This is a genomic window from Hanamia caeni (assembly GCF_003721595.1).
GTDB classification, from domain to species: Bacteria; Bacteroidota; Bacteroidia; order Chitinophagales; family Chitinophagaceae; genus Ginsengibacter; species Ginsengibacter caeni.
In genome coordinates this window covers 130876-151761 of record NZ_RJJR01000004.1, presented here as the reverse complement: position 1 = coordinate 151761, position 20886 = coordinate 130876, and the positions used below count along the sequence as shown (strand labels likewise).

At 39.4% G+C, this 20886-nt stretch carries 17 protein-coding genes; 6 read left to right on the top strand and 11 right to left on the bottom strand.

Going from position 1 to position 20886, the window contains the following annotated elements:
* Positions 1-504: a DUF1573 domain-containing protein gene (locus EFY79_RS06670; protein ID WP_123119903.1), complete on the top strand. Its 504-nt coding sequence runs from the start codon at positions 1-3 to the stop codon at positions 502-504.
* 22 nt (positions 505-526) lie between these two features.
* A complete protein-coding gene (locus EFY79_RS06665) occupies positions 527-976 on the top strand; it encodes a DUF1573 domain-containing protein (protein WP_123119902.1) in 450 nt (149 codons plus the stop codon).
* 946 nt (positions 977-1922) lie between these two features.
* Here the strand turns inward: EFY79_RS06665 and EFY79_RS06660 are convergent.
* Together EFY79_RS06660 and EFY79_RS06655 are read right to left on the bottom strand one after the other, a co-directional pair.
* Positions 1923-3620: a chloride channel protein gene (locus EFY79_RS06660; RefSeq protein ID WP_199727470.1), complete on the bottom strand. Its 1698-nt coding sequence runs from the start codon at positions 3618-3620 to the stop codon at positions 1923-1925.
* Positions 3621-3831: 211 nt separating this feature from the next.
* The gene (locus EFY79_RS06655) at positions 3832-5475 is read right to left on the bottom strand and encodes an ATP-binding protein (RefSeq protein WP_123119900.1); all 1644 of its coding nucleotides are present in this window, start codon (positions 5473-5475) and stop codon (positions 3832-3834) included.
* A gap of 146 nt (positions 5476-5621) precedes the next feature.
* Between EFY79_RS06655 and EFY79_RS06650 the strand changes: the two genes are divergently transcribed.
* The gene (locus tag EFY79_RS06650) at positions 5622-6869 is read left to right on the top strand and encodes an arsenic transporter (protein WP_123119899.1); all 1248 of its coding nucleotides are present in this window, start codon (positions 5622-5624) and stop codon (positions 6867-6869) included.
* A 176-nt stretch (positions 6870-7045) separates the two neighbouring features.
* The gene (locus EFY79_RS06645; RefSeq protein WP_123119898.1) at positions 7046-8674 is read left to right on the top strand and encodes an N-6 DNA methylase; all 1629 of its coding nucleotides are present in this window, start codon (positions 7046-7048) and stop codon (positions 8672-8674) included.
* A gap of 116 nt (positions 8675-8790) precedes the next feature.
* Here EFY79_RS06645 and EFY79_RS06640 read toward each other — a convergent pair whose 3' ends face one another.
* Together EFY79_RS06640 and EFY79_RS06635 are read right to left on the bottom strand one after the other, a co-directional pair.
* Complete coding sequence (locus EFY79_RS06640; RefSeq protein ID WP_148041866.1) at positions 8791-9429, bottom strand: hypothetical protein; 639 nt, start codon at positions 9427-9429, stop codon at positions 8791-8793.
* Between the two features lie 192 nt (positions 9430-9621).
* The gene (locus tag EFY79_RS06635) at positions 9622-11610 is read right to left on the bottom strand and encodes an ATP-binding protein (protein ID WP_123119896.1); all 1989 of its coding nucleotides are present in this window, start codon (positions 11608-11610) and stop codon (positions 9622-9624) included.
* Positions 11611-11805: 195 nt separating this feature from the next.
* Between EFY79_RS06635 and EFY79_RS06630 the strand changes: the two genes are divergently transcribed.
* Both EFY79_RS06630 and EFY79_RS06625 read left to right on the top strand, forming a co-directional pair.
* A complete protein-coding gene (locus EFY79_RS06630; RefSeq protein WP_199727469.1) occupies positions 11806-12372 on the top strand; it encodes a YeeE/YedE family protein in 567 nt (188 codons plus the stop codon).
* A 40-nt stretch (positions 12373-12412) separates the two neighbouring features.
* On the top strand, positions 12413-12826 hold the full coding sequence (locus tag EFY79_RS06625) for a YeeE/YedE family protein (protein ID WP_123119895.1): 414 nt from the start codon (positions 12413-12415) through the stop codon (positions 12824-12826).
* 45 nt (positions 12827-12871) lie between these two features.
* Here EFY79_RS06625 and der read toward each other — a convergent pair whose 3' ends face one another.
* From der to EFY79_RS06590, 7 genes are all read right to left on the bottom strand, one after another.
* Positions 12872-14176: a ribosome biogenesis GTPase Der gene (gene der, locus EFY79_RS06620; protein ID WP_123119894.1), complete on the bottom strand. Its 1305-nt coding sequence runs from the start codon at positions 14174-14176 to the stop codon at positions 12872-12874.
* Between the two features lie 189 nt (positions 14177-14365).
* Positions 14366-15658, bottom strand: a complete 1293-nt coding sequence (gene aroA / locus EFY79_RS06615) for a 3-phosphoshikimate 1-carboxyvinyltransferase (RefSeq protein ID WP_123119893.1) — start codon at positions 15656-15658, stop codon at positions 14366-14368.
* A gap of 21 nt (positions 15659-15679) precedes the next feature.
* Positions 15680-16708 carry a 3-dehydroquinate synthase gene (gene aroB, locus EFY79_RS06610; RefSeq protein ID WP_123119892.1) on the bottom strand — a complete coding sequence of 343 codons (1029 nt, stop codon included), beginning with the start codon at positions 16706-16708 and terminating at the stop codon, positions 15680-15682.
* 3 nt (positions 16709-16711) lie between these two features.
* Positions 16712-17803, bottom strand: coding sequence for a chorismate mutase (locus EFY79_RS06605; RefSeq protein ID WP_233577940.1), 1092 nt, complete (start codon positions 17801-17803; stop codon positions 16712-16714).
* A 45-nt stretch (positions 17804-17848) separates the two neighbouring features.
* Positions 17849-18697, bottom strand: coding sequence for a prephenate dehydrogenase (locus tag EFY79_RS06600; protein WP_123119891.1), 849 nt, complete (start codon positions 18695-18697; stop codon positions 17849-17851).
* 13 nt (positions 18698-18710) lie between these two features.
* Positions 18711-19892 (bottom strand): pyridoxal phosphate-dependent aminotransferase, encoded by a 1182-nt coding sequence (locus EFY79_RS06595; protein ID WP_123119890.1) that lies wholly within the window; start codon positions 19890-19892, stop codon positions 18711-18713.
* On the bottom strand, positions 19892-20767 hold the full coding sequence (locus EFY79_RS06590; protein WP_233577939.1) for a prephenate dehydratase: 876 nt from the start codon (positions 20765-20767) through the stop codon (positions 19892-19894). Before EFY79_RS06590 ends, EFY79_RS06595 begins: the two co-directional genes overlap by 1 nt.
* Positions 20768-20886: the final 119 nt, after the last annotated feature.

Here is a 20886-nt window from a genome sequence, read left to right as displayed (position 1 = left end):
ATGAAAAAACTTTTTACACTTATTTGCCTGCTTGCTTTTGCCTTTGTTGTGAATGCTCAAACAAGTGATACTAAAGTAAGTAAAAAGGATAAAAATACCGCGACAAAATATCCCGCTGAAAATACTGAACCATCAGCGACTGCTGATAACCTGGTGCTGAGAGAAACAGAATTTGATTTTGGAAAAATACCCCAGGGAAAACCGGTAACACATATATTTGAATTTACCAATACCGGCACTACACCACTTGCTTTGGAAAACGTACAGGCAAGTTGTGGCTGTACCACTCCTGTCTGGAGTAAAGACACCGTCTATGCCGGTAATTCATCTCAAATTAATGTGGGTTATAATGCAGCCAATGAAGGGCCTTTCAATAAATCCATTACCATTTACTGGAACGGAGGCCAATCAAAACAAATAACTATAAAAGGAGAAGTATGGAAAACACCTGTTACGTCGGCTCCGCTCAATAATTCTTTGATCACCTTAAAAAACGAACAATAAAATATCTTAAACACACTTAATTATGAAAAAATTATTATTAGTTGCTCTGCTTTTTTCTTCAGTAAACTTGTTTGCACAAAAAAAGGCCGATGATATCGCCAAATTAAATACAGAAACCTTCGATTTTGGAAAGGTGAAACAGAATACCCCGCCCACTGCTACGATTACCGTAACCAATATTGGCAGTGAACCGTTAATTATTGAACAGGCAACTCCATCATGTGGTTGCACTGTATCTGATTACACCAAGGCTCCGATTGCTCCGGGAAAAACCGGGACTATCACTGCAACCTACAATGCAGCAGCCGTTGGGCCAATTAATAAAACGCTTACGGTAAAATTTGCCGGTGCTGATGATGTTAAATTCGTAAAATTAACCGGCGAAGTATTAACGCCTGATGCTTATGCAGCTTATGAATCTGCACATCCTGCAGCTAAAAAAGATAAAAAGCCCGCAAAAGCTAAATCTTAAATAACCTATTTCTTTTAATTGAACCCGGCCCTTCACTGAAAAATGAAGGGCTTTTTCATTTCAGTGAAATTAAAATCGAAGGAGTTTGCCGGTTTACTAAAAAAATATCTTGCTAAAAAAATAAGGGGTTTAAACATAATCATGTATATTTATCACCCAAAAAAATAAGACCCCCTGTAGAAACAGGGGGACTCTTTAACGTATTGCTTGATATGAGACTCTTAAATTAAATTCCAGGCTGATTCACAGCTTCTTGATTTTTTGTAAATATTTTCCTCTGCAAATTTACCTCTTCTTCTTTATCTTAATATTTAAGTTTGTGTTATAATTATTATACCATACTCCTCATTTTATTCACCAAAGCCTTTACACACAATTATTTGCCAGAGAAACAATAATGATGCCCAAGGAAATTTTTGGAATTCTTTTTTGAAAATATTTGCATTCTTCCGGGGCCTTCTTTATTTCAGATTAAAATTAAGAATAATTCAATAACATATTTGGTATTTTTTATTAAATAGCTGATTTAATTGATAAAAGGTAAACCGCCCTAAGCAATTTCCTTACTAAAGCCTGCCCAATCTTTACCCTGGCTGAATGAATCGCTTACCTGGCCATAGTTTGAAGTAAAAATCCCGGGAAAGAAGATTTGGAAAATGATAAGCAGTAATTAAAATTTATTGCTGATTCAAACACAAAAGTCAAGTCGCGTTTCCGTGCTTTCCGATTTTAAGAATGACGGGTATTCACTTTCATCATCTAAACAAAAGAAAAAATCTCCGGTTTACAAATTCCCCAAAATTGGTGAAAAATTTTCTCATTTATTTTCACTATAATTTTCTATTGGGAAATAAAGAGCGATAATTTACTTGTGTTGACAAATATATAAAATACGAATTGAGCTTATTTGTTGATTCACTAATAAGAAAGCTTTTAGAGCCACTGGCTACATAAGATTCTCCTGTCGCATCAAAATGTGCCGGTATTTATTAAAAATTCCGTTTTTAGTTACAAACCCAAGGTAAATATTGCCAGGCCCGGTAACAGGTAGAATTCGGGTGTCTTTACTATCCATAATCCGCATCACATCATACATAGATGTATTTACATTAATCACTTTATCGGGTGGCCGGGCAATGTCTTTAATCAGCCGGGTTCTGTCATCGGCGTTGGGGCTAACCAACAATTCTAAAAGGTGATCGCTATATAAAATGCCTGTTAGCACTCCTTCTTTATTCACTACCGGGAAAATGTTTCTGCTGGTATGAATAATATCTGTGCTCCTGCTCTCCGGAGTATCTTCAGGCCTTAACACTACAAAATCTCTTTCAATCAGGTATTTCAACTTTATTCTCCGCAAAATACCATGTTCTTTATTTTCCTGGCCTATCAGATCGCCTTTTGCAGCAAGCCCGTATGTATAAATCGAGTATTTTAAAATGCCTTTATTGATAAAGTAAGAAATAGCTGAAACTATCATTAACGGCACAAGGATAACATAGCCGCCCGTAATCTCTGCCGCCAGAAAAATACCTGTTAATGGAGCGTGCATCACCCCGCTTATGGAGGCCGCCATACCGGCTATTATAAAATTTGTAATATTAAGATGGGCAAATCCTGTCATGTTTATCCCAAAAGCAAAAGAAAATCCTACAAGACCACCCACTATTACACTAGGGCCAAACATGCCGCCGTTTCCTCCGCTCCCCATTGTGATTATGGAAGCAAAAGTTTTCCCGATAAAAGTTAAGATGGCAAAAAGTAAAAGCGCCCATGAAATTCCCTGGTAATCTGAAAAAATGCTGTTGCTAAGTAAAGAGGTATAATTTCCATCAAGCAATTTTTGAATATTAATATACCCTTCACCATATAATGCAGGCAGTAAAAATATCATAATACCCAGCGTAATGCCTCCGATAAAAACTTTATTATACCTGTTTTTTATTCTTCCAAAAAAATTTCCAAGACGGTAATTAAGGCGATTAAAATAAACAGAATAAAGACCAACGATAATACCCAATGCGATATAATACCAAAAAGCTTCTACAACCCAGCCGCCCCTTCCCACAAGCACGAAAAGCGGTTCCTTATAAATTAGCTGCGATATCACAGAAGAAAAAGCAGAGGCAATCAGCAAAGGTATCACTGCCGGAATCGAAAATTCAGGCATTACAACCTCAATGGCAAAAATCATCCCCGCCACCGGGCTATTAAATGCTCCGGAGATGCCAGCCGCCGCTCCACAGGCAAGCAGCAACGTTGTTTCCCTGTAATTCAATCCGAAAAACCGGCCAATGTTAGAACCGATTGCCGCGCCACTGGCCACTGCGGGCGCCTCAAGCCCTGCAGAACCACCAAGCCCTACCGTTAAAGCGCTGGTGATTACCTGGCTGTATATATTATGGAAATCAAGCTTACTTGAATTGTGAGAAATAGTGTAAATAATAGCTGTGATGCCATGCTGAAATTTAGACCTTCTGATGAAGGTGCGGATGTATAAAACCGTAAGCAAAATGCCTATCAACGGGAAAAAGAAATACAGGTAGAATTTATATTTCCAGTGAAAATCATTAATCAGAAAATTGGCTACATAGTGCGTTAATTCTTTTAAAACAGAAGAGGTAACACCACCAAGGATGCCCACTACAGACGCAGCCAGGATTAAAAATGTGGAATTAGAAATCCTTCGTTTACGCCATTGATTTATGGCTTCGATATACCTGAGGGCTTTTTCGTAGAATTTTACCTGCAGACAAAAATATTTAGATTAAAATATGAACGAAGATAAATACAAAAATACAAAGCCAAAGTTTCAGAATTCATTCCTCATCGACTATGAATAACTTAAAAAATAATTAAATATTACTGTCTATTTCAAACGAAAAAACGGATCCTTCTCCCTCTTTGCTTTCAAAAAAGATGCGTCCATGATGCCTTTTAATAATTTCAGATGATATATAAAGCCCCAAACCCATCCCGGGAAAAGTATAGCTGTTCTTTGCAGACACCCTGAAAAACCTTTTGAAAATGCCCGGTTGATCGTCATCAGGAATTCCGATTCCCTCATCTTTCACGCTTAGCTTTACCTTATTATCTGCGCAGGAAGTGCTGATGGTAATTTTGTCGCCGCCGGGGGAATATTTAATAGCATTGGAAATAAAGTTTACTAATACCTGCCCAATCCTGTTCCGGTCGCCTTTTATCGGATCGCAATCACTGAGGTTAAGTACGATTTGATGAGATTTGGTGATTCGCTGCATTTCTTCAGCAACTTCTTTAACCATTTCATTAAAATCAAACTTTTCATCATCATAAATAAGTTCTCCCTTATCAATTTTTGTAACATCCAGCATCTCCACGATAAGCAAGGTCAGTTTATCTATTTGCCGATCCATCTTTGCCAGCATCTCCGCGGCCCCGGGTATTTTTTCATCGGCAAAAGTTGACTGAAGAATTTGCGTATAGGCCTTCAGGCTCGTTACCGGGGTTTTTAGCTCATGGCTGGCAATGCTTATAAACTCATCCTTTTTATTATTGGCTTCAGTTTTTTGTTCAATGTCTCTTCTTACTTCCTCGTATAAGCGGGCATTATCAAGCGCAACGGCGATGCGGTTGCAAAAATCTTTGGCAAAATTGAAATCTTTTTCATCATAAGTATTATTCGGATTACATGAAAAAAAAGAAACTACGCCGGTTACTGTTTGCTTTACTTTCATAGGCACAATCATAACAGACGTAACAGCCAAATCCTTTAAAATTCTCTTGTATTCACGATCGACACCAGCATCATTCAAAATTTTTTCAGTCACTTCAGGAATGAGTTTCGGTTTTCCGCTTTTCAGTACGTACGCAACCAGGTTCTTATCATTATTGTCGACTATTATGGGATGTTTCTTTCTGTATTCTTCCGCCCATCTCATTCGCGCAGGATCAGAGTGAGCCATTTTTAACAGGTGGGCTTTTCCGTCGATTCCCAATTCGTTGATGACTACCCAGTCAGTAAAAGAAGGAATAAGGAATTTTATTATTTTACTCAGTGCTTCATCTGTGTTACGCGTGCCCGCCAATTCTTCGCCTGCGCGGTTCAAAAGCACCAAAAGCTTCTCGGATCTTTTTATTTCTGTAATATCCCTTGTGAAGCAACGGGAATGTACTAATTTTTTACCGTCAGAATAATAATTGCAACTAATCATCACCTCCTTTAATGATCCGTCTCCGCAAACCATCTTCGCTTGTTCGTTTTTTAGAAATCCTTCTTTTCTTAATCTTGAATAGAGTTCATCAAAAAAAACGGGATCGTGAAAGAATTTTTTCAGAGGCTGCCCTACATACTCCCGTTCGGCATAACCTAATAAATTTAGCTCAGCCTTGTTAGCAAAAGCAATAATACCTTCCTCATCTACGCTATGTATGCCTACCGGTGAATTTTCAATGAAACTTTGCAGGCTTTCACTTCCGAAAGAATTTCCGGGATCCGCTAACCCGGCTTCTAAATACATTATAGGATGAATTTTATTATAAAAATTGGTTCTAAAGTAAGTAAAGAAACGCAAAAACCCGCATATACCCTCATAAATTTAAAATCCGGCCCGCGCTACATGTTTGCCGGCTGTTATAAGGCCTAAGGATTTATCTTTGATTTAATATGAACGAAGCAAGTATCTGGGCTATTTCCCTGCTGACTTTCATCACTATAATAGCCCGGCCTTTTAAAATTAATGAGGCAATTTGGGCATTAACTGGCGCCTGCGCTTTGCTGATATTTGGTTTGGTTTTGCCTGCTGAAGCTTTAAAAGGAATTTTAAGTGGAACTGATGTTTATTTGTTTTTAACAGGAATGATGCTCCTGGCCGAAACCGCAAGAAAAGAAAAGTTATTTGACTGGCTGGCGATGGTTGCTATCAAAACATCGCGCGGCTCCTCAAAGAGGCTCTTTCTGTTGATATACCTTACAGCCGTATTGGTTACTATATTTCTTTCCAATGACGCTACGGCCGTCGTCCTTACACCGGCAGTGGCAGCAGCCACCCGCAAAGCCAATATTAAAAAGCCGCTTCCGTTTGTGCTTATTTGCGCCTTTGTTGCCAATGCAGCTTCCTTCACCTTACCAATTTCTAATCCTGCAAATCTTGTAATTTACCAGGGGCATCTTCCTTCATTAGAAAGTTGGATAGGCCAATACTGGCTTCCTTCTTTAGTGGCTGTGGTTTTCACCTTTTTTCTTTTAAAATTTACGCAAAAAAATAATTTAGAACCAAGCCTGTCGCTTGAAAATATAACTCCGAAACTTAGCAGCGGAGCCAAAACCTCTCTTGCAGGAATTATTTTTTCCTCGGTAGTGTTGCTGGTTTGTTCTGCGTTGGAAATACAGTTAGGATGGCCGACTTTTATTACAGGCATCCTTTTCTCAATAGCTGTCAGCCTTCGTTCTCCTATGAAAATGGTTTCCGTTTTAAAAGGAATTAGCTGGTCCATCCTGCCACTGGTTGCCTGCCTTTTCATAATTGTGGAAGCGCTGGCAAAGACAGGCCTCATCGAAAACATTTCCTCTTTTCTGCAAAATGAAGTGGCCAATTCTGAAACTAACGCTGTTTGGATAAGCGGGTTAACCAGCGGATACGGGGCAAATCTACTCAACAATTTACCTTCCGCGCTCATTCTTGGAGAAGTAACCGCTGTCAATCATTTTCCTGAAATCATCAGGAGGGCCATTTTAATAGGAACAGACCTGGGGCCTAACCTATCTGTAACAGGATCGCTTGCTACTATTTTATGGCTCGCAGTATTGCGCCGCGAAAAAATTGAAGTAACCGGCCTTCAATTTTTAAAACTGGGAACCGTGATTATGGGCGTTACCTTAATTGCTGTTATTGCCTGCTTATTTATCAGCTAAAAATAAAAAAACGCTTTTTTTTGCCGTTTACTGTGCCTTGGTTTTATAAGGAAACAGTTTGGGCGTGCCGTTAACCCTTTATTAATTTTCATTACCATTGTTAATTAGCGGCTACAAAATTGAGCAAATCAAAATCTTAGCAAAGTTTTTGCTAATATCGATTTGTCTTATCAGTTATGCTTACAGCCAATTTAAAAGAAACTATTAATCAGAAATGGAACAATTGCTGGCCTGCCAGTGAACTGCGGCCATTTGGGGTAATTGATCTCATCAGTTTTCTTTTTTTCATCAAAAGGGCTCAGGAATCGAAATTATTTGAGCATGCATTCCAAAACCCTGCGTTGGATAATTCTTTCTATTTCCGGCCGATCATTAATTTTTCGTGGAGCCAATTACAAAACAACGATGCAAAAGAAATTCATCAGCTTTTTACCAGGAAAAATGGATTGCTTCAGCTTGCAAATGAATACGCAAAAACAGGTGGCCCTTTAAGCGATTATTTTAAAACTCCCCTGCTGATTGAACCCACACCGAAACTACTTTCTATTAGCATTGATATCATCAATATTATAGAATCAGTCGAACAGCAAGAGAAAGAAGATATTTTTTCGTTCCTGCTTTCAAAATGCAATGAGGATAGTTTTCTTCCTGATACTATATTAAATTCAATAATCGGATTTGCTAAACCTGTACGAGGTGACGTTATTGTTGATCCGGCCGTGGGCAGCGGAAATTTGTTATTAAGGGCGATGCAAGTTGTTCAATCCATGCGGAAGTCAGATAAAGTTGTTGCCGCAAGCGGCTGCGATCCAAATGGGATCTATCTTCGGATTGCTGCCATGAACATGATAATTCACGGGGCAGACGACCACGTTATACATGCATATTCTTCAAAAAAAATATCAAATAAAAGCCCTTCGCTAATTCTATCCGCTTTGCGGGCTTCAGATACAGTTGAGTCTTCCGGTGAAACGTCTCAAACCGGAATAAATATTATGCATGATATTATCGAAAGCCTTGCTCCTCGCGGACGCGCGGTAGTGTTCGTTCAAAAAGAATATTTACAGAGCGATTTGCCGGCGCATATTATGACCCGCAAAAAATTAACAGACCAAAATTTTCTTGAAGCGGTAGTCGCAATTGATTCAAATTACCATGCTGCATTTACAGGCGGTGCTATTTTATTATTTTCAAAGAATAAAAACAAGTCTGCAAATGTCAGGTTTTACAAATTGGAAAACTCTAAAAATGAAACCGACAAAGAACAGGATAATCTGCAGCACGAAGGAATGATGCAAACATTAGAACAGTGGGACTCATATGAACACAGTTATTCCCTCAGCCCTGCCAACAGTTTTTCTATTGATATAAATTTTCTGAGAACTAATCATTATAATTTAAATTTTAATCACTATAAAATTGTAAATCAATTTCCGGCTACGACGCCCACATCCCCAAAACCTGTTGCTGACTTAAAAGAAATTGTTGTTAGTCAAAAGGACAATCCCGGGCAATTTTTTAAAAGCAGTTTACCGCTTCCGGCGAAAAAAAGGAAAAGAAAGATGGCGCCGCTTGTTCTGATTGTAATCATTTTGCTATGCGCTTCCATTGGGTTTTATTGGTTCATTTCGAAAAATAATAAAATTAATCTTTCCGGAAAATTTTTTCAGTCTCATGTAAATGTTTCATCGGGTAACAATGTGTCTAAAAGTAATCCGGAGATTCTTTCTGAAAATTCATCTGATCATCAGAAAAAAGAGGAAGAAGCAATACGGCCGGTAAAATCAAATAACATTTCCAGGTAACGAATACCTTGTGTCTTCCTGCAAAAATTTATTTTAAATTTCGTATATCCCTGACTGTTAGCTGTAACCTGGAATCAGAAAATAAAAAACTAAGGTATTTGTACTTTTACTATAATTTATCTGACCAGATTTCCCTGCACGTCCATAGCTGGCATTGGCTGCCCATCGCGGGGAATGTAAAATTTATGCCTTTCAATTATAATCCTGTTTTCATAAAGCTCAAAAATAAAAAGCCCTGAACGTAGAAAATTGGCTTTATCCAGCGTCAGAAAATTTTCCTTAATCTTTGACACCTCAAATAGAAATGCCCCATCAGCCCTGTAAAACCTGATGGAATATTTTTTGTGTGCGGCATCGGGCAGCGCGATGATCACATTATTGTCTTTACCCGTAAAAATGTGTGGGCTCGGAATAAAAAGATTGCGGTAGTTCCCCGGCCTTTCTGCAACAGCCGGCTTTTCAATTACGGGAATTGAAGTCAGGGTGTCTTTTCCCGGCCTGTGCGATTCCGTAAATATATAAGACCCGCCATGGAAGGAAATGAATAACCTGTAATATTGGTTAGGCGGAACGAAATCATTTGGATCCGCAAAGCCATTGATACCCGGGCTAACATCTAGAAGGCTCCCTATCGTTTTAAAATATTTTAAACTGTCCCACGACCTTTGAACACTGATGTTGGAAACGTTCGTAAATGGATTATTCCAGCTCACTAATACTTTATTTCCTAGTTGGGTTACAGTTATTTTTGGCAAAGTATCCTGCGCGAAAGTTATCTTTTGTACTGAAAAGACAAGAAGGAAAAGCAGGCAAAATTTATACATGGCAAAAAAGCGAAGCTATTAGTTTCTTAGAATTGCAAATATAATCTCTTGTTAAAGAAAATGGAATGGCGTCAACAGAGAGTTAACAAATTAATATTGCATAAGAATAAAAAAAAGCATTATTTATCCGTTTACTACATCTTCGTTTAAACCGGCAAAACTACTTAGTGGCAGCTCAAAATAAAATGTGCTTCCCTTGCCCGGTGTACTCTTCAAGCCAATTTTTCCGTTTTGTTTTTCTATTACCTGTTTACAAATAAACAACCCAAGGCCCAGCCCTGGAAACGTGTTCATATTTGGGCCAGATACGCGGTAAAAACGCTCAAATATTTTTTCCTGTTCTTCTGCCTCGATTCCTTTTCCAAAATCCTGCACAGAACAAATAACTTTTTCTTCAAGAGTTTCTATTGATAAAATTATTTTACTGCTTTTTGAAGCATATTTGTTTGCATTGCTAATCAGGTTGCTGATTACCTGGCGGATTCTTTCTTTGTCTGCATACACCGAAGCGGGGCGGCCGCTCCTGAAAATAATTTCCTGCGATTTACAAACGGGCTGCATATCAGAAACCACTTCAGATGCAAGGTCGTTGAGAATAAACAACTCATTATTAAATACCATTTGTTCATTTTCAATTTTAGAAGTATCCAGCAGGTCGTTAATGAGTGCAGTAAGTTTATTAATCTGGCCTTCCATGCGTTGCAGCATTGATTTGTGATGCTCATCCAAAAATTTATCTGCATCCATTAAGAGTAGTTGCGTATAGGCCTTGAGAGAAGTAACAGGCGTTTTAAGCTCATGGCTGGCAATACTAAAAAATTCGTCCCTGCGATACACGAGGGTTTCGGTATCGCGCTGAATTTTATCCTTTTGCCTGTTAAATTGCAGCAGGTCATTTTTCATTTTTTTGATAGAAATTCCCAAGATATCATGGTCGCTCCTGGGAGTTACTTTTACATCAAAATTTCCTTTGCCTATTTCATTGGCATTTTTTGCCAGTTCCAGGTTGTTTTTATCGATTTCAATTATACTTTTTGCGAGATTTCCAATAATGCCTTTTGGCATATTTTTCAAACGAATTCCGGTGGCGCCAATCGAAATTTTAGATGCCGCAAGTTTGATTTCGGTTAATAACTTATGAATATGATTGATGACGTACACGATAAATCCAACCACAATCAGGATAGCAAAAATCAGGAATGCAATCATTTTCTTTTCACTATTTCTTTCCTGATGGTAAATATTTTCCATTTTAATATTTGCACGTTGCCAAATCTCCTGCTGCTGCTTTCTAAGGCCCGACATTGAATTGGAAGATATTGCCCAAAAATTGCGCGACGAATAAGTACTGTCCAACTTTAATGTATTAAAAGTTCTGTAGAGATAATTCAGGGTTGCTTCGTAGTCAGGTGTTATTTTGAACTGGTTATACTTTTGAACTTCATCAGGCGGCGCTTTTAATAAGAATTCTTTTTCGTAGGTATTAAATAATTTGTAAGATCTGCTGGTTCCTGCCAGTGTTTGAAAAGTATTTGTTTGATTAAGCAACAAATTAAAAACATTGGTCCGGACAATTCCCAGGTAGGTAATCATGTCAGATAGCTTTTTTTGAGCTACAATTTCATTGTATACCGGCTTCAGAAACGAATTAGCCGGAATACTGGAGGTAAGTAAATTGAGCCTTACAATAGCATCTGTATAATATTCCGTTACCCCGTTCGGATTAATTTTGTTCGAATCAATCAGGCTCCTCACAGAGTCAAGCTTATCAAGAAAAGTATATTGCCGGAAATCCTTATAAGAAGGATCCTTGCTGATACTCAGAAGAAGCAGAATGGAATCCGTCTTTTTGCGGCGTTGTAATAAGGGTTGAATTCCTGAATCGCCAAGAAGAAAAAAGTAGCTGTATCGCCTTTCATTGGTTAGTTCGGCCACTAATCCCATAACTTTTTGCGATTGTTCAATGTGCTTGATATATGAACCAATCAAATCAACCTTTTGGGATTTTTCATGATAAATTATCAGGCTGAAATAAATTAAAAAGAGCACCGGAATGATGCCGAGCAAAAATAGTTTAGCGGTAAGTGATAAATTCCTGAAACGAACGATCATTTTCTGAAAAATAAGGACAATACGTGGTCAGTTTTCTTTAACTAGTTTTAAAAGCTGTAAATCAGATTGTATGAGCTAAGATAATGAATATCAAAATATAAAAAGGGCTGTAAGACACAATTTTCTATTTCGTTTTAAATAGAAAGTCTTGAACTGGCAACTTTTGAATAATTTTACAGGCTAAAAATTTTTGTTTTGACTATAATTGATTTTCTCCGTCAGCCATGGCCATGGTATATTGCCGGCCCCATCATCGGGTTATCTGTGCCTGCTCTGTTATTAATTGGCAATAAAAGGCTGGGCATTTCCAGCAGTTTAAGACACTTTTGCGCCATGTGTTTTCCCGGAAATGTTCCGTTTCTGAAATACAATTGGAAGGAACAAATCTGGAATATATATTTCGTAGCAGGACTATTTATCGGCGGTTTTATAGGAGGCGTTTTACTAAAATCACAAACGCCAATGCCACTTGCCGAATCGACGACAAAAATGCTTCGGCAGCAAGGCATCAAAAGTGTGAATCACCTTTTACCAGTGGAAATTTTTAGCTGGGCCAATATTTTAACCTGGCAGCACCTGTTAATTGTAATTGGCGGTGGTTTCCTTGTTGGCTTTGGAACACGCTATGGCGGAGGCTGCACCAGCGGCCATGGAATTTTTGGGCTATCGACATTGCAGCGGGCGTCACTCATTGCAGTGATTTCATTTTTTGCTACCGGCATCATTACTTCCAACTTTATTTTGCCATTGCTTCTTAAATAATATGTCTTATAGCAACTTTAAAAATGACTAACATATTCAAATGAAAAGAAATCTTTTATATCTTTTGACAGGAATTATTTTTGGCATCACGCTCATTAAAGCAGACGCTATTTCATGGTTCAGAATGCAGGAAATGTTTCATTTCCAGGGATTCCAGATGTATGGAATTTTTTTAACCGCCATACCAACCGGCGCGCTTTGTGTGTGGCTTATAAAAAAATTCAATATCAAAACTATCGATGGTGAGGAAGTGCTAATCCCCAAAAAGAAATTCAGTTATGGCACTGTTTTCGGCTCCATGATTTTTGGAATAGGCTGGGCTTTCACCGGCACATGCCCGGGGCCTATTTACGTCCAAATTGGAAGCGGTTTATCTATTGCCATTCTTACATTGCTGAGCGCATTGGCGGGAACATGGGTTTATAGCTATTTAAGACCCAAGCTGCCCTATTAAAAGGAAATAGATTTTAACCAGTAAACCCATAAATTTTGCCAATTCTTATTTCTTTCTGAAAAAAATACGTATAGGCACTCCCGTTAGTTCAAAATTTTCCCGCAATTGATTTTCCAGGTAATTTCTGTACGGCGTTTTTATGTCGTTGGGATAGTTGCAAAAAAAAGCAAAGGAAGGAACCACGGTAGGCAATTGCGTCACAAATTTTATCTTTACCGCATGCCCTCTCACCACCGGCGCATGATAAGACTCCATCGCTTTTTGCATCACCTCATTCAGTTTGGAAGTAGTAATTTTTTGCTGCCTGTTGTCATACACTTTCAATGCAGCTTCCATCGCCTGAAAGATGCGAAGCTTTTCGGTAGCAGAAATAAACAAAATCGGAACATCATTAAACGGAGCCAGCTTTTGTTTGAGCGTTTTTTCATAATCCCGCGCCGTATTGGTTTCTTTTTTCACCACATCCCACTTATTTACCAACACCACGATTCCTTTTCCTTTCTTGGCTGCAAGTGAAAATATATTCAAATCCTGGGCGGTAATTCCCTTTTCTGCATCCAACAGTAAAATGCAAACATCTGCCTCATCAACGGCACTAATAGCGCGTATTACAGAATAAAATTCCAAATCTTCACTTACCTTTTTTTTCCGCCGGATGCCGGCCGTATCTATAAGAATAAATTCTTTATTGAATAGATTGTACGTTGTGTGAATAGCATCCCTGGTGGTTCCTGCAATGTCGCTTACAATGGTCCTTTCCTGGCCTGTCAACGCATTGAGCAAAGAAGATTTGCCAACATTCGGCTGGCCGATAATCGCAAATTTAGGAATGGCCGATTTTTCTTCCTGCTTTTCTTCAGGTATCCTGTTACAAATTTCATCCAGCAGCTCGCCGGTACCTGAGCCACTAATGGACGAAAGGAAAAATATTTTTTCAAAACCAAGGCTATAAAATTCTGCAGCTTCAAGTTCGCGATTGTAATTGTCAACCTTATTTACTACCAGGTAAACGGGCTTCGGCGACCTGCGCAGCAATTCAGCCATCTGCTGATCCAGGTTTGTAACCCCTGTGGTTACATCCACCATAAAAATTATCGCATTCGATTCAGCAATGGCTATATGCACCTGCTTGCGGATTTCACGTTCAAAAATATCATCGCTGTCTGCTACAAAGCCGCCGGTATCAATAAGATTAAAAGATTTTCCGGCCCATTCCGCTACGCCATATTGCCGGTCGCGGGTGACGCCGCTCACATCATCAACAATAGATTTTCTTTCTTCCAGCATCCGGTTGAAGAATGTGCTTTTCCCTACATTAGGCCGCCCGGTGATGGCTACGGTATATGACATAATTTATGAAGATTGTAGATTAGAGGTTTAAAAAAGTTTGAAAATGTTACCAGCCCGGTAAATCACGATTTTATTTACAAAGGACGGAAAGTATTTTCATAAAAATTAATAATTGGCGGTGAGGGTCGGGCTAACTTTATGTTGAATAAAAATCTTTACTATTTATTTGTTTACTATGAAAACAAAAAACTACTGATTGCCTGCATGAGCTTTTTGAATGGAAGCAATATCCCTGTAAAAATCCGGATATGATTTTTTTACGGCTTCAGATCCTGATATATTAGTAATTCCTTTTGCACTAAGCCCGGCAACAGCCGTGGCCATAGCAATGCGATGGTCGTTGTGTGAAGATACTTCTGCGCCTTTCACAACGCCTCCGCCATGAACTATCATCACATCTCCATTCAACTCAATTTCCACGTTCATCTTTTTAAATTCGTCGCGCAGCGCTATAGCGCGGTTGCTTTCTTTATGTAATAATCTACTCACGCCTTTGATGGAAGTGTTGCCATTGCAATAAGAAGCAAGCGCTACAAGCGGCGGAAACAAATCAGGACAATGGGTAGCATCAAACTGGAAAGCTGTTAACTTTTTTCTCTTCACAAAAATTTCATCGTTTTTCAAAACAACTTCTGCACCGGAATCGTAAAGTGCTTTCATTATATCCTTATCTCCCTGCGACGAATTCATATCTACACCGGAAAGAGTAAGCTCTCCTGCAGTGGCGCCTGCCACCAGCAAAAAAGCAGCATTGCTCCAATCGCCTTCAACAGTATATCTCACGGTCGTTGACGGCGAGTCTTTACGCGGAGAAATGGTAAACACTTCGTAATTATTATTTTCAATATGGAATCCGAAATGTTTTAAAACTGAAACGGTTAAATCAATATAAGGCCGGCTTGATAAATTTTTTACGGTGATACTAACGGGAGCAGTACACGCTTTTGCAAAAGCAAATAATAACCCTGTCAAAAACTGCGAGCTCAAGGAGCCATCCACGGTAATATTTTTTGGCTGAAGTGGCCCACGCAGGGTAACTGGCAACATTCCGTTATTAGAATGCACTTCAACATCAAGCAACGGAAGGATTTCATCAAAAAAATTCATCGGTCTTTTTAAAATACTTCCTTCACCTGTGAACACAATATCAAAATTAAACAAGCCTGCGATGGGCGCAAACATTCGCATAGATAAACCGCTTTCACCCACATTCAGGATTACATTTTTTTTCTCGGCCACCGGCGAATGAAAAATAAAATCATTGGAAGCGATTACCAGTTCGTTGGTTAATTTATTTACGGTAGCGCCAAGCCGCGCAATAATATCGAGCGCAGCTTTTTCATCATTGCTATTTCCAAAGTTATCAATAACGGTTGTTCCCGGTGTGATGAGTGCAGCGGCACATGCACGTTGCATTGAACTTTTGGATGGAGGCGCTTTTAGATTTCCTGATACCGGTGAAGGATGTATAGATACGTTCATCGAATGTGTGAAAAATATAAATTATGAAAGATTAAAAAAGATTTCTTTAAGTTCTGACAGAGGAATTTTTTTTACTGAAGCCTTGCCAATTTCATTAAGCACAATGAAGTTCATGTCCTTACCGGATTTCTTTTTGTCGTGCAATAAAACCTGCCATGTTCTTTCTTTATCAACAGCGTATGAAACGGGCAATTGATAAAGAGAAAGTAATTGTTCTACTTCTTTTGTCGCAAATGCGGGAAAGCCGTTTATTTTTTCTGAAATAGCACAGGCAGCTATCATTCCAATGCTGATAGCGCTTCCATGCGGCAACCCGGCCGTATTTTCAATCGCATGGCCCAGCGTATGGCCAAAATTTAATAACTTTCTGTCGCCGGTTTCTCTTTCATCATTTGCAACAATATTGTATTTTATTTCAACATTTTTTTGAATGAGTGTTCCCGTATTATCGATAGAATCCCGAAAATAATCAAGCGTATTTTCTTTTAAAAAATCAAACATATTTCTATCCTTTATACAGGCATGTTTAATGATTTCAGCAAATCCATTTATCCATTCTTTTTTCGGAAGCGTTTCAAGAAAGGAATAGTCATACAATAAAAACCGCGGATGAGTAATGGTACCTACAAGATTTTTATAAACGCCCACATCCACACCATTTTTGCCACCAACGCTGGCGTCTACCATACCAAGAATGCTTGTGGGCACAAATCCAAATTGAACGCCGCGCATGTAAACAGAAGCTGCATATCCGGTTATATCCGTTACTACGCCACCTCCTATGCCTACAATAAACGTTTGCCTGTCGGCATGTAATTCTATCAACCGGTTGATAATTTCGTCAACCGTTTTTTGATTTTTAAACTTTTCCCCGGCTCTCAGAACGATGGTCTTCCAGCCGGCAAATTTTTCTGAGTGGTGTGAATAAATATTATCATCTGTAATTAAAACGGCTGATTCCTTATCTAACATTTCACCCAGCATGTTGAAATTACCACCGAAATAAACACGCACTTTTTTTTCGGAAAACTCAAATTGTTTTTCAGTCATCTTTTACTCCTGGTTCATGATTCTATTTTGATGGTTGATACTTTCCATGTGTACTGCATCAAAATATTTAGTGATAAAATCTTTGCTTAAATCAAGCTTTTCGCCTTTTACAAAAGCTTTTGCAAGAATTTCATTCCAGCGGTTAGTCTGTAAAATAGTAATGTTGTTTTCGCGCTTATATTCCCCTATTTTATTGGAAATTTTCATGCGCTGTCCCAGAAGCGCCATTATTTCGTCATCCACCTGGTTAATTTGCTCGCGCAATTTTGTGAGCGCATCCAAAAATTCTTTTTCGTCTGTATTTTCAAAACGCCATTTTAATTCTCCCAACATTTCCGCTAATCTTTCAGGAGTAATCTGTTGTTTGGCATCACTCCATGCTTTGTCAGGATCGATATGAGATTCTATCATCAATCCTCCGAAGTCAAGATCAATGCTTTTTTGTGAAATCGCCTGCAGGCCGGTACGGTTGCCACAGATATGAGAGGGGTCGCAAATAATAAGCATATCAGGAAACCTTCTTTTCATTTCAATTGGTAAATGCCACATCGGTGCATTCCGGAATTCAGTGTTACCATAGTTAGAAAAACCGCGGTGGATCATACCGATTTCCTTTACGCCCACTTTTTGCAGCCGCTCGATACCACCACTCCACAATTCAATGTCGGGGTTAATCGGATTTTTAATTAATACAGGAACGTCTACACCGCGCAAGGCATCGCAAACTTCCTGCACGCTGAACGGATTTACAGTAGTACGCGCGCCAATCCAGAGCAGATCCACATCAAATTGAAGAGCCATTTCTACGTGCTTTGCTGTAGCTACTTCCACTGCTATTGGCAGCCCGGAAACTTTTTTAGCATTTGCAAGCCATGGCAAACCTTTGACGCCGATGCCTTCAAACATCCCCGGCTTGGTTCTTGGCTTCCAGATCCCGGCGCGTAAAATATCTACTTTACCTGTATTTGCCAGCCTGGTTGCAGTTTCAATTACCTGCTCTTCGGTTTCAGCGCTGCAGGGCCCGCTTATGATTAATGGACGTTTATTCCACTTTTCCGTCATTATATCTTTCATTGTTTTTGTTTCTGTTTGCATGGTAAAATTAATTTTAAAAATTTTATGATGATTGACTAGATAGTTCTATTTTATAATCCTGGAAATTTTATTTGCATTTTGCATCAGCTCCTTGAGATATTCGTAATTTTCCTTCTCAAGACAGCTTTTAAATTTTCTTAGCTGGGAAATATGTTCATTTAAAACGTCGAGCACATTTTCCCGGTTCTGCATAAATATCGGTGCCCACATAGAAGGATTACTTTTAGCAAGCCGCACCGTACTTTCAAATCCACCGCCCGCCAATTCAAAAATGGCATCTTCTTCTTTTTCTTTTTCAAGAACGGTGTTGGCCAGCGCAAAAGAGGTAATATGTGAAATATGACTTACGTAAGCAGCATGAATGTCGTGGTTTTCCGCCTCCATATAAACGATATTCATTCCGAGCGTTTTATAAAGGCTTTCAATCTTCTCCGCTACTTCTTTGTCAGTTTTGTCCTTTTCACAAATTACACACGACCTGCCGCTAAACGCGCCCCGAACCGCCGATTCAGGCCCGCTGTATTCTGTTCCCCACATAGGATGCGTAGCCACGAATCTTTTTCTTAACGGATGATTGGCCAGCGCCTGGCATAACACATATTTCGTAGATCCGGCATCCGCCACAATTTGTTGAGGTGTGATTAAGTCCATTATCTGCAATGCAACCGCAACCGTTACATCCACCGGGATAGCCACATAAATAAAATCACTTTTTTTCACCGCTTCTTCCAGAGATAATGCCTCGTCGATGATACCAAGCTTTAAGGCCTTATCGGTGCTTTCCTTAGTTCTGCTGACTCCAATAATGTTCTTTGCCAATCCCTTTTCTTTCAGAGCCAGCGCTAAGGATCCGCTTATCAAACCTACACCTACTATAGTAACATTATCAAACATAAATACTATTCAATCAATTTTTTAAATTTTCAATCCTTTGTATGGCCTCATCTAATTTTTCTTCCTTTGAGCAAAGGCTAACCCGTATGTATTTTTCACCCGCGGTTCCAAAGATGCCCCCCGGAGTAATAAATACATTAGCGCCTGATAAAATCTCGTCGCTAAGCTCATAGCCGTTTTTATATTTTTTGGGTATAGCAGCCCACACAAAAAGACCGGCCTGGTCAGGATTATATGTGCATTGAAGCAAATCTAAAATCGAAAATACTTTGTTTCTTCTTTCTCTGTAAACTGCATTCACTGAATCGTACCATTCCTGCCCAAGCTCAAGCGCCTTTGCAGCCGCGAGTTGTAGCGGAAGGAACATGCCACTATCCATATTGCTTTTAAACCGTAACACTTCTTCTATCCTTTCTTTTGATCCACAAAGCATGCCTACGCGCCAACCCGCCATGTTGTGGCTTTTGCTGAATGAGTTTAATTCTATTACCACTTCCTTTGCCCCTTCAAGGCTTAATAAACTCATCGGGTGGTCGTTTAAAATAAAGCTGTAGGGATTATCATGGCAAATAAGAATGCGGTGTTTTTTGGCGAATGAAATTAAATCAACAAACATTTCCCGGGAGGGTAATTGCCCGGTAGGCATCTGAGGATAATTTACAAACATCAGCTTCACATTTTGCAAATCTTCCTTTTCCAGTTCATCAAAATCAGGGCGCCAGCTATTTTCTTCTTTCAAGGTATAAGACTTCACGTTGGCACCTGCAATGGTGGCCGCACTCTTATAAGTTGGATAGCCGGGATTTGGAATCAATACCACATCTCCGGGATTTATATAAGTCATACAAATATGCATGATACCTTCTTTACTTCCTATGAGCGGTAAAATTTCGGCGTCGGGCTTCAAATCCACATCATACCATCTTTTATACCATTTAGCTATAGCATTTCTTAGTACCGGACTACCCTTATAATTTTGGTAGCCGTGTTGATTGGGTTTGGCGGCCTCATCAGCAAGCGTTTTGATTACCGATGGATGCGGAGGAAGATCAGGGCTGCCAATGCCAAGATTAATAACGTCTTTGCCCGCCTTGTTCATTTCATCTATCTGCCTGAGCTTGGTAGAAAAGTAATATTCCTGAATACCGCTTAACCTGTCGGCTACAGGAATTACGTTTTTAGAATTCGCGTCCATTATTTACCATTATAAATTTGATTGGCAACCGCCTGCGGCCACGACCTTGGCGTTTTTCCATTTTTATAAATACCGTACACCTTAACTGCCGCGGTGAAGGGCCTTATGCTTTCAAGTACTGTATATAAATGTTCAATTTCCGTAAACTCGCAATCGGCGTGAAATGCATACTTCCAGTCACTTCCCGGAATCGGCATGGATTGCAATTTGCTGAGATTTACATCGCCGTCAGAAATTTTCGCCAGAACCTTCGCAAGACTACCTTTAGAATGATCTGTTTCGAATATGATGGAAGCCTTGTTGGCATTTTCCACGCCGGAACCGGAATCTTCCCTTTGCAGTGCCCAAAACCTCGTGTAATTATTTTTCTGAGTGTGGATATCGGGAGCGATGATATCCAGGTCAAAAAGTTCTGCTGCCAGATCGCCGGCAATAGCGGCTATGTGCCTGCACCGTTGCTCATGCACCATTTGCGCGCTGAGCGCCGTATCTTCAGTTTCAATCAATTTCCAATTGTTTTGTTCCAAAAAATCCATGCATTGCAAAAGCGCCATCGGATGAGAATGAACCTCGCGAATGTCGGATAATTCAACCCCGGGGTTAACCATCAGATGCTGATTGATTTGAAGATATACTTCACCAATAATTTTTAAATTGCTTTTTAGTAAAAGATTGTAGTTGGGGAGAATGCTTCCCGCGATGGAGTTTTCTATAGCCATCAATCCTCCATCGCTCTTGCTTTGATCACTTGCGATCTTAACTACATCCCTAAAAGTGGAGCAGCAAATTACTTCAACGTCCTCGCCAAAGAACTGGCGCGCGGCGGCCTGGTGAAAACTTCCTTCAAAGCCCTGTATGGCAATTTTTTTATTCATCTGAAGATATTCGGTCTTATAAACAAAAATCCCGGCCATTTTTGCCGGGATTCTCTATTGCTAATTTTTATTTTCATTTTTAACAAAAGCATCCCGGTCTGCGACTAAAATAGAAGCTA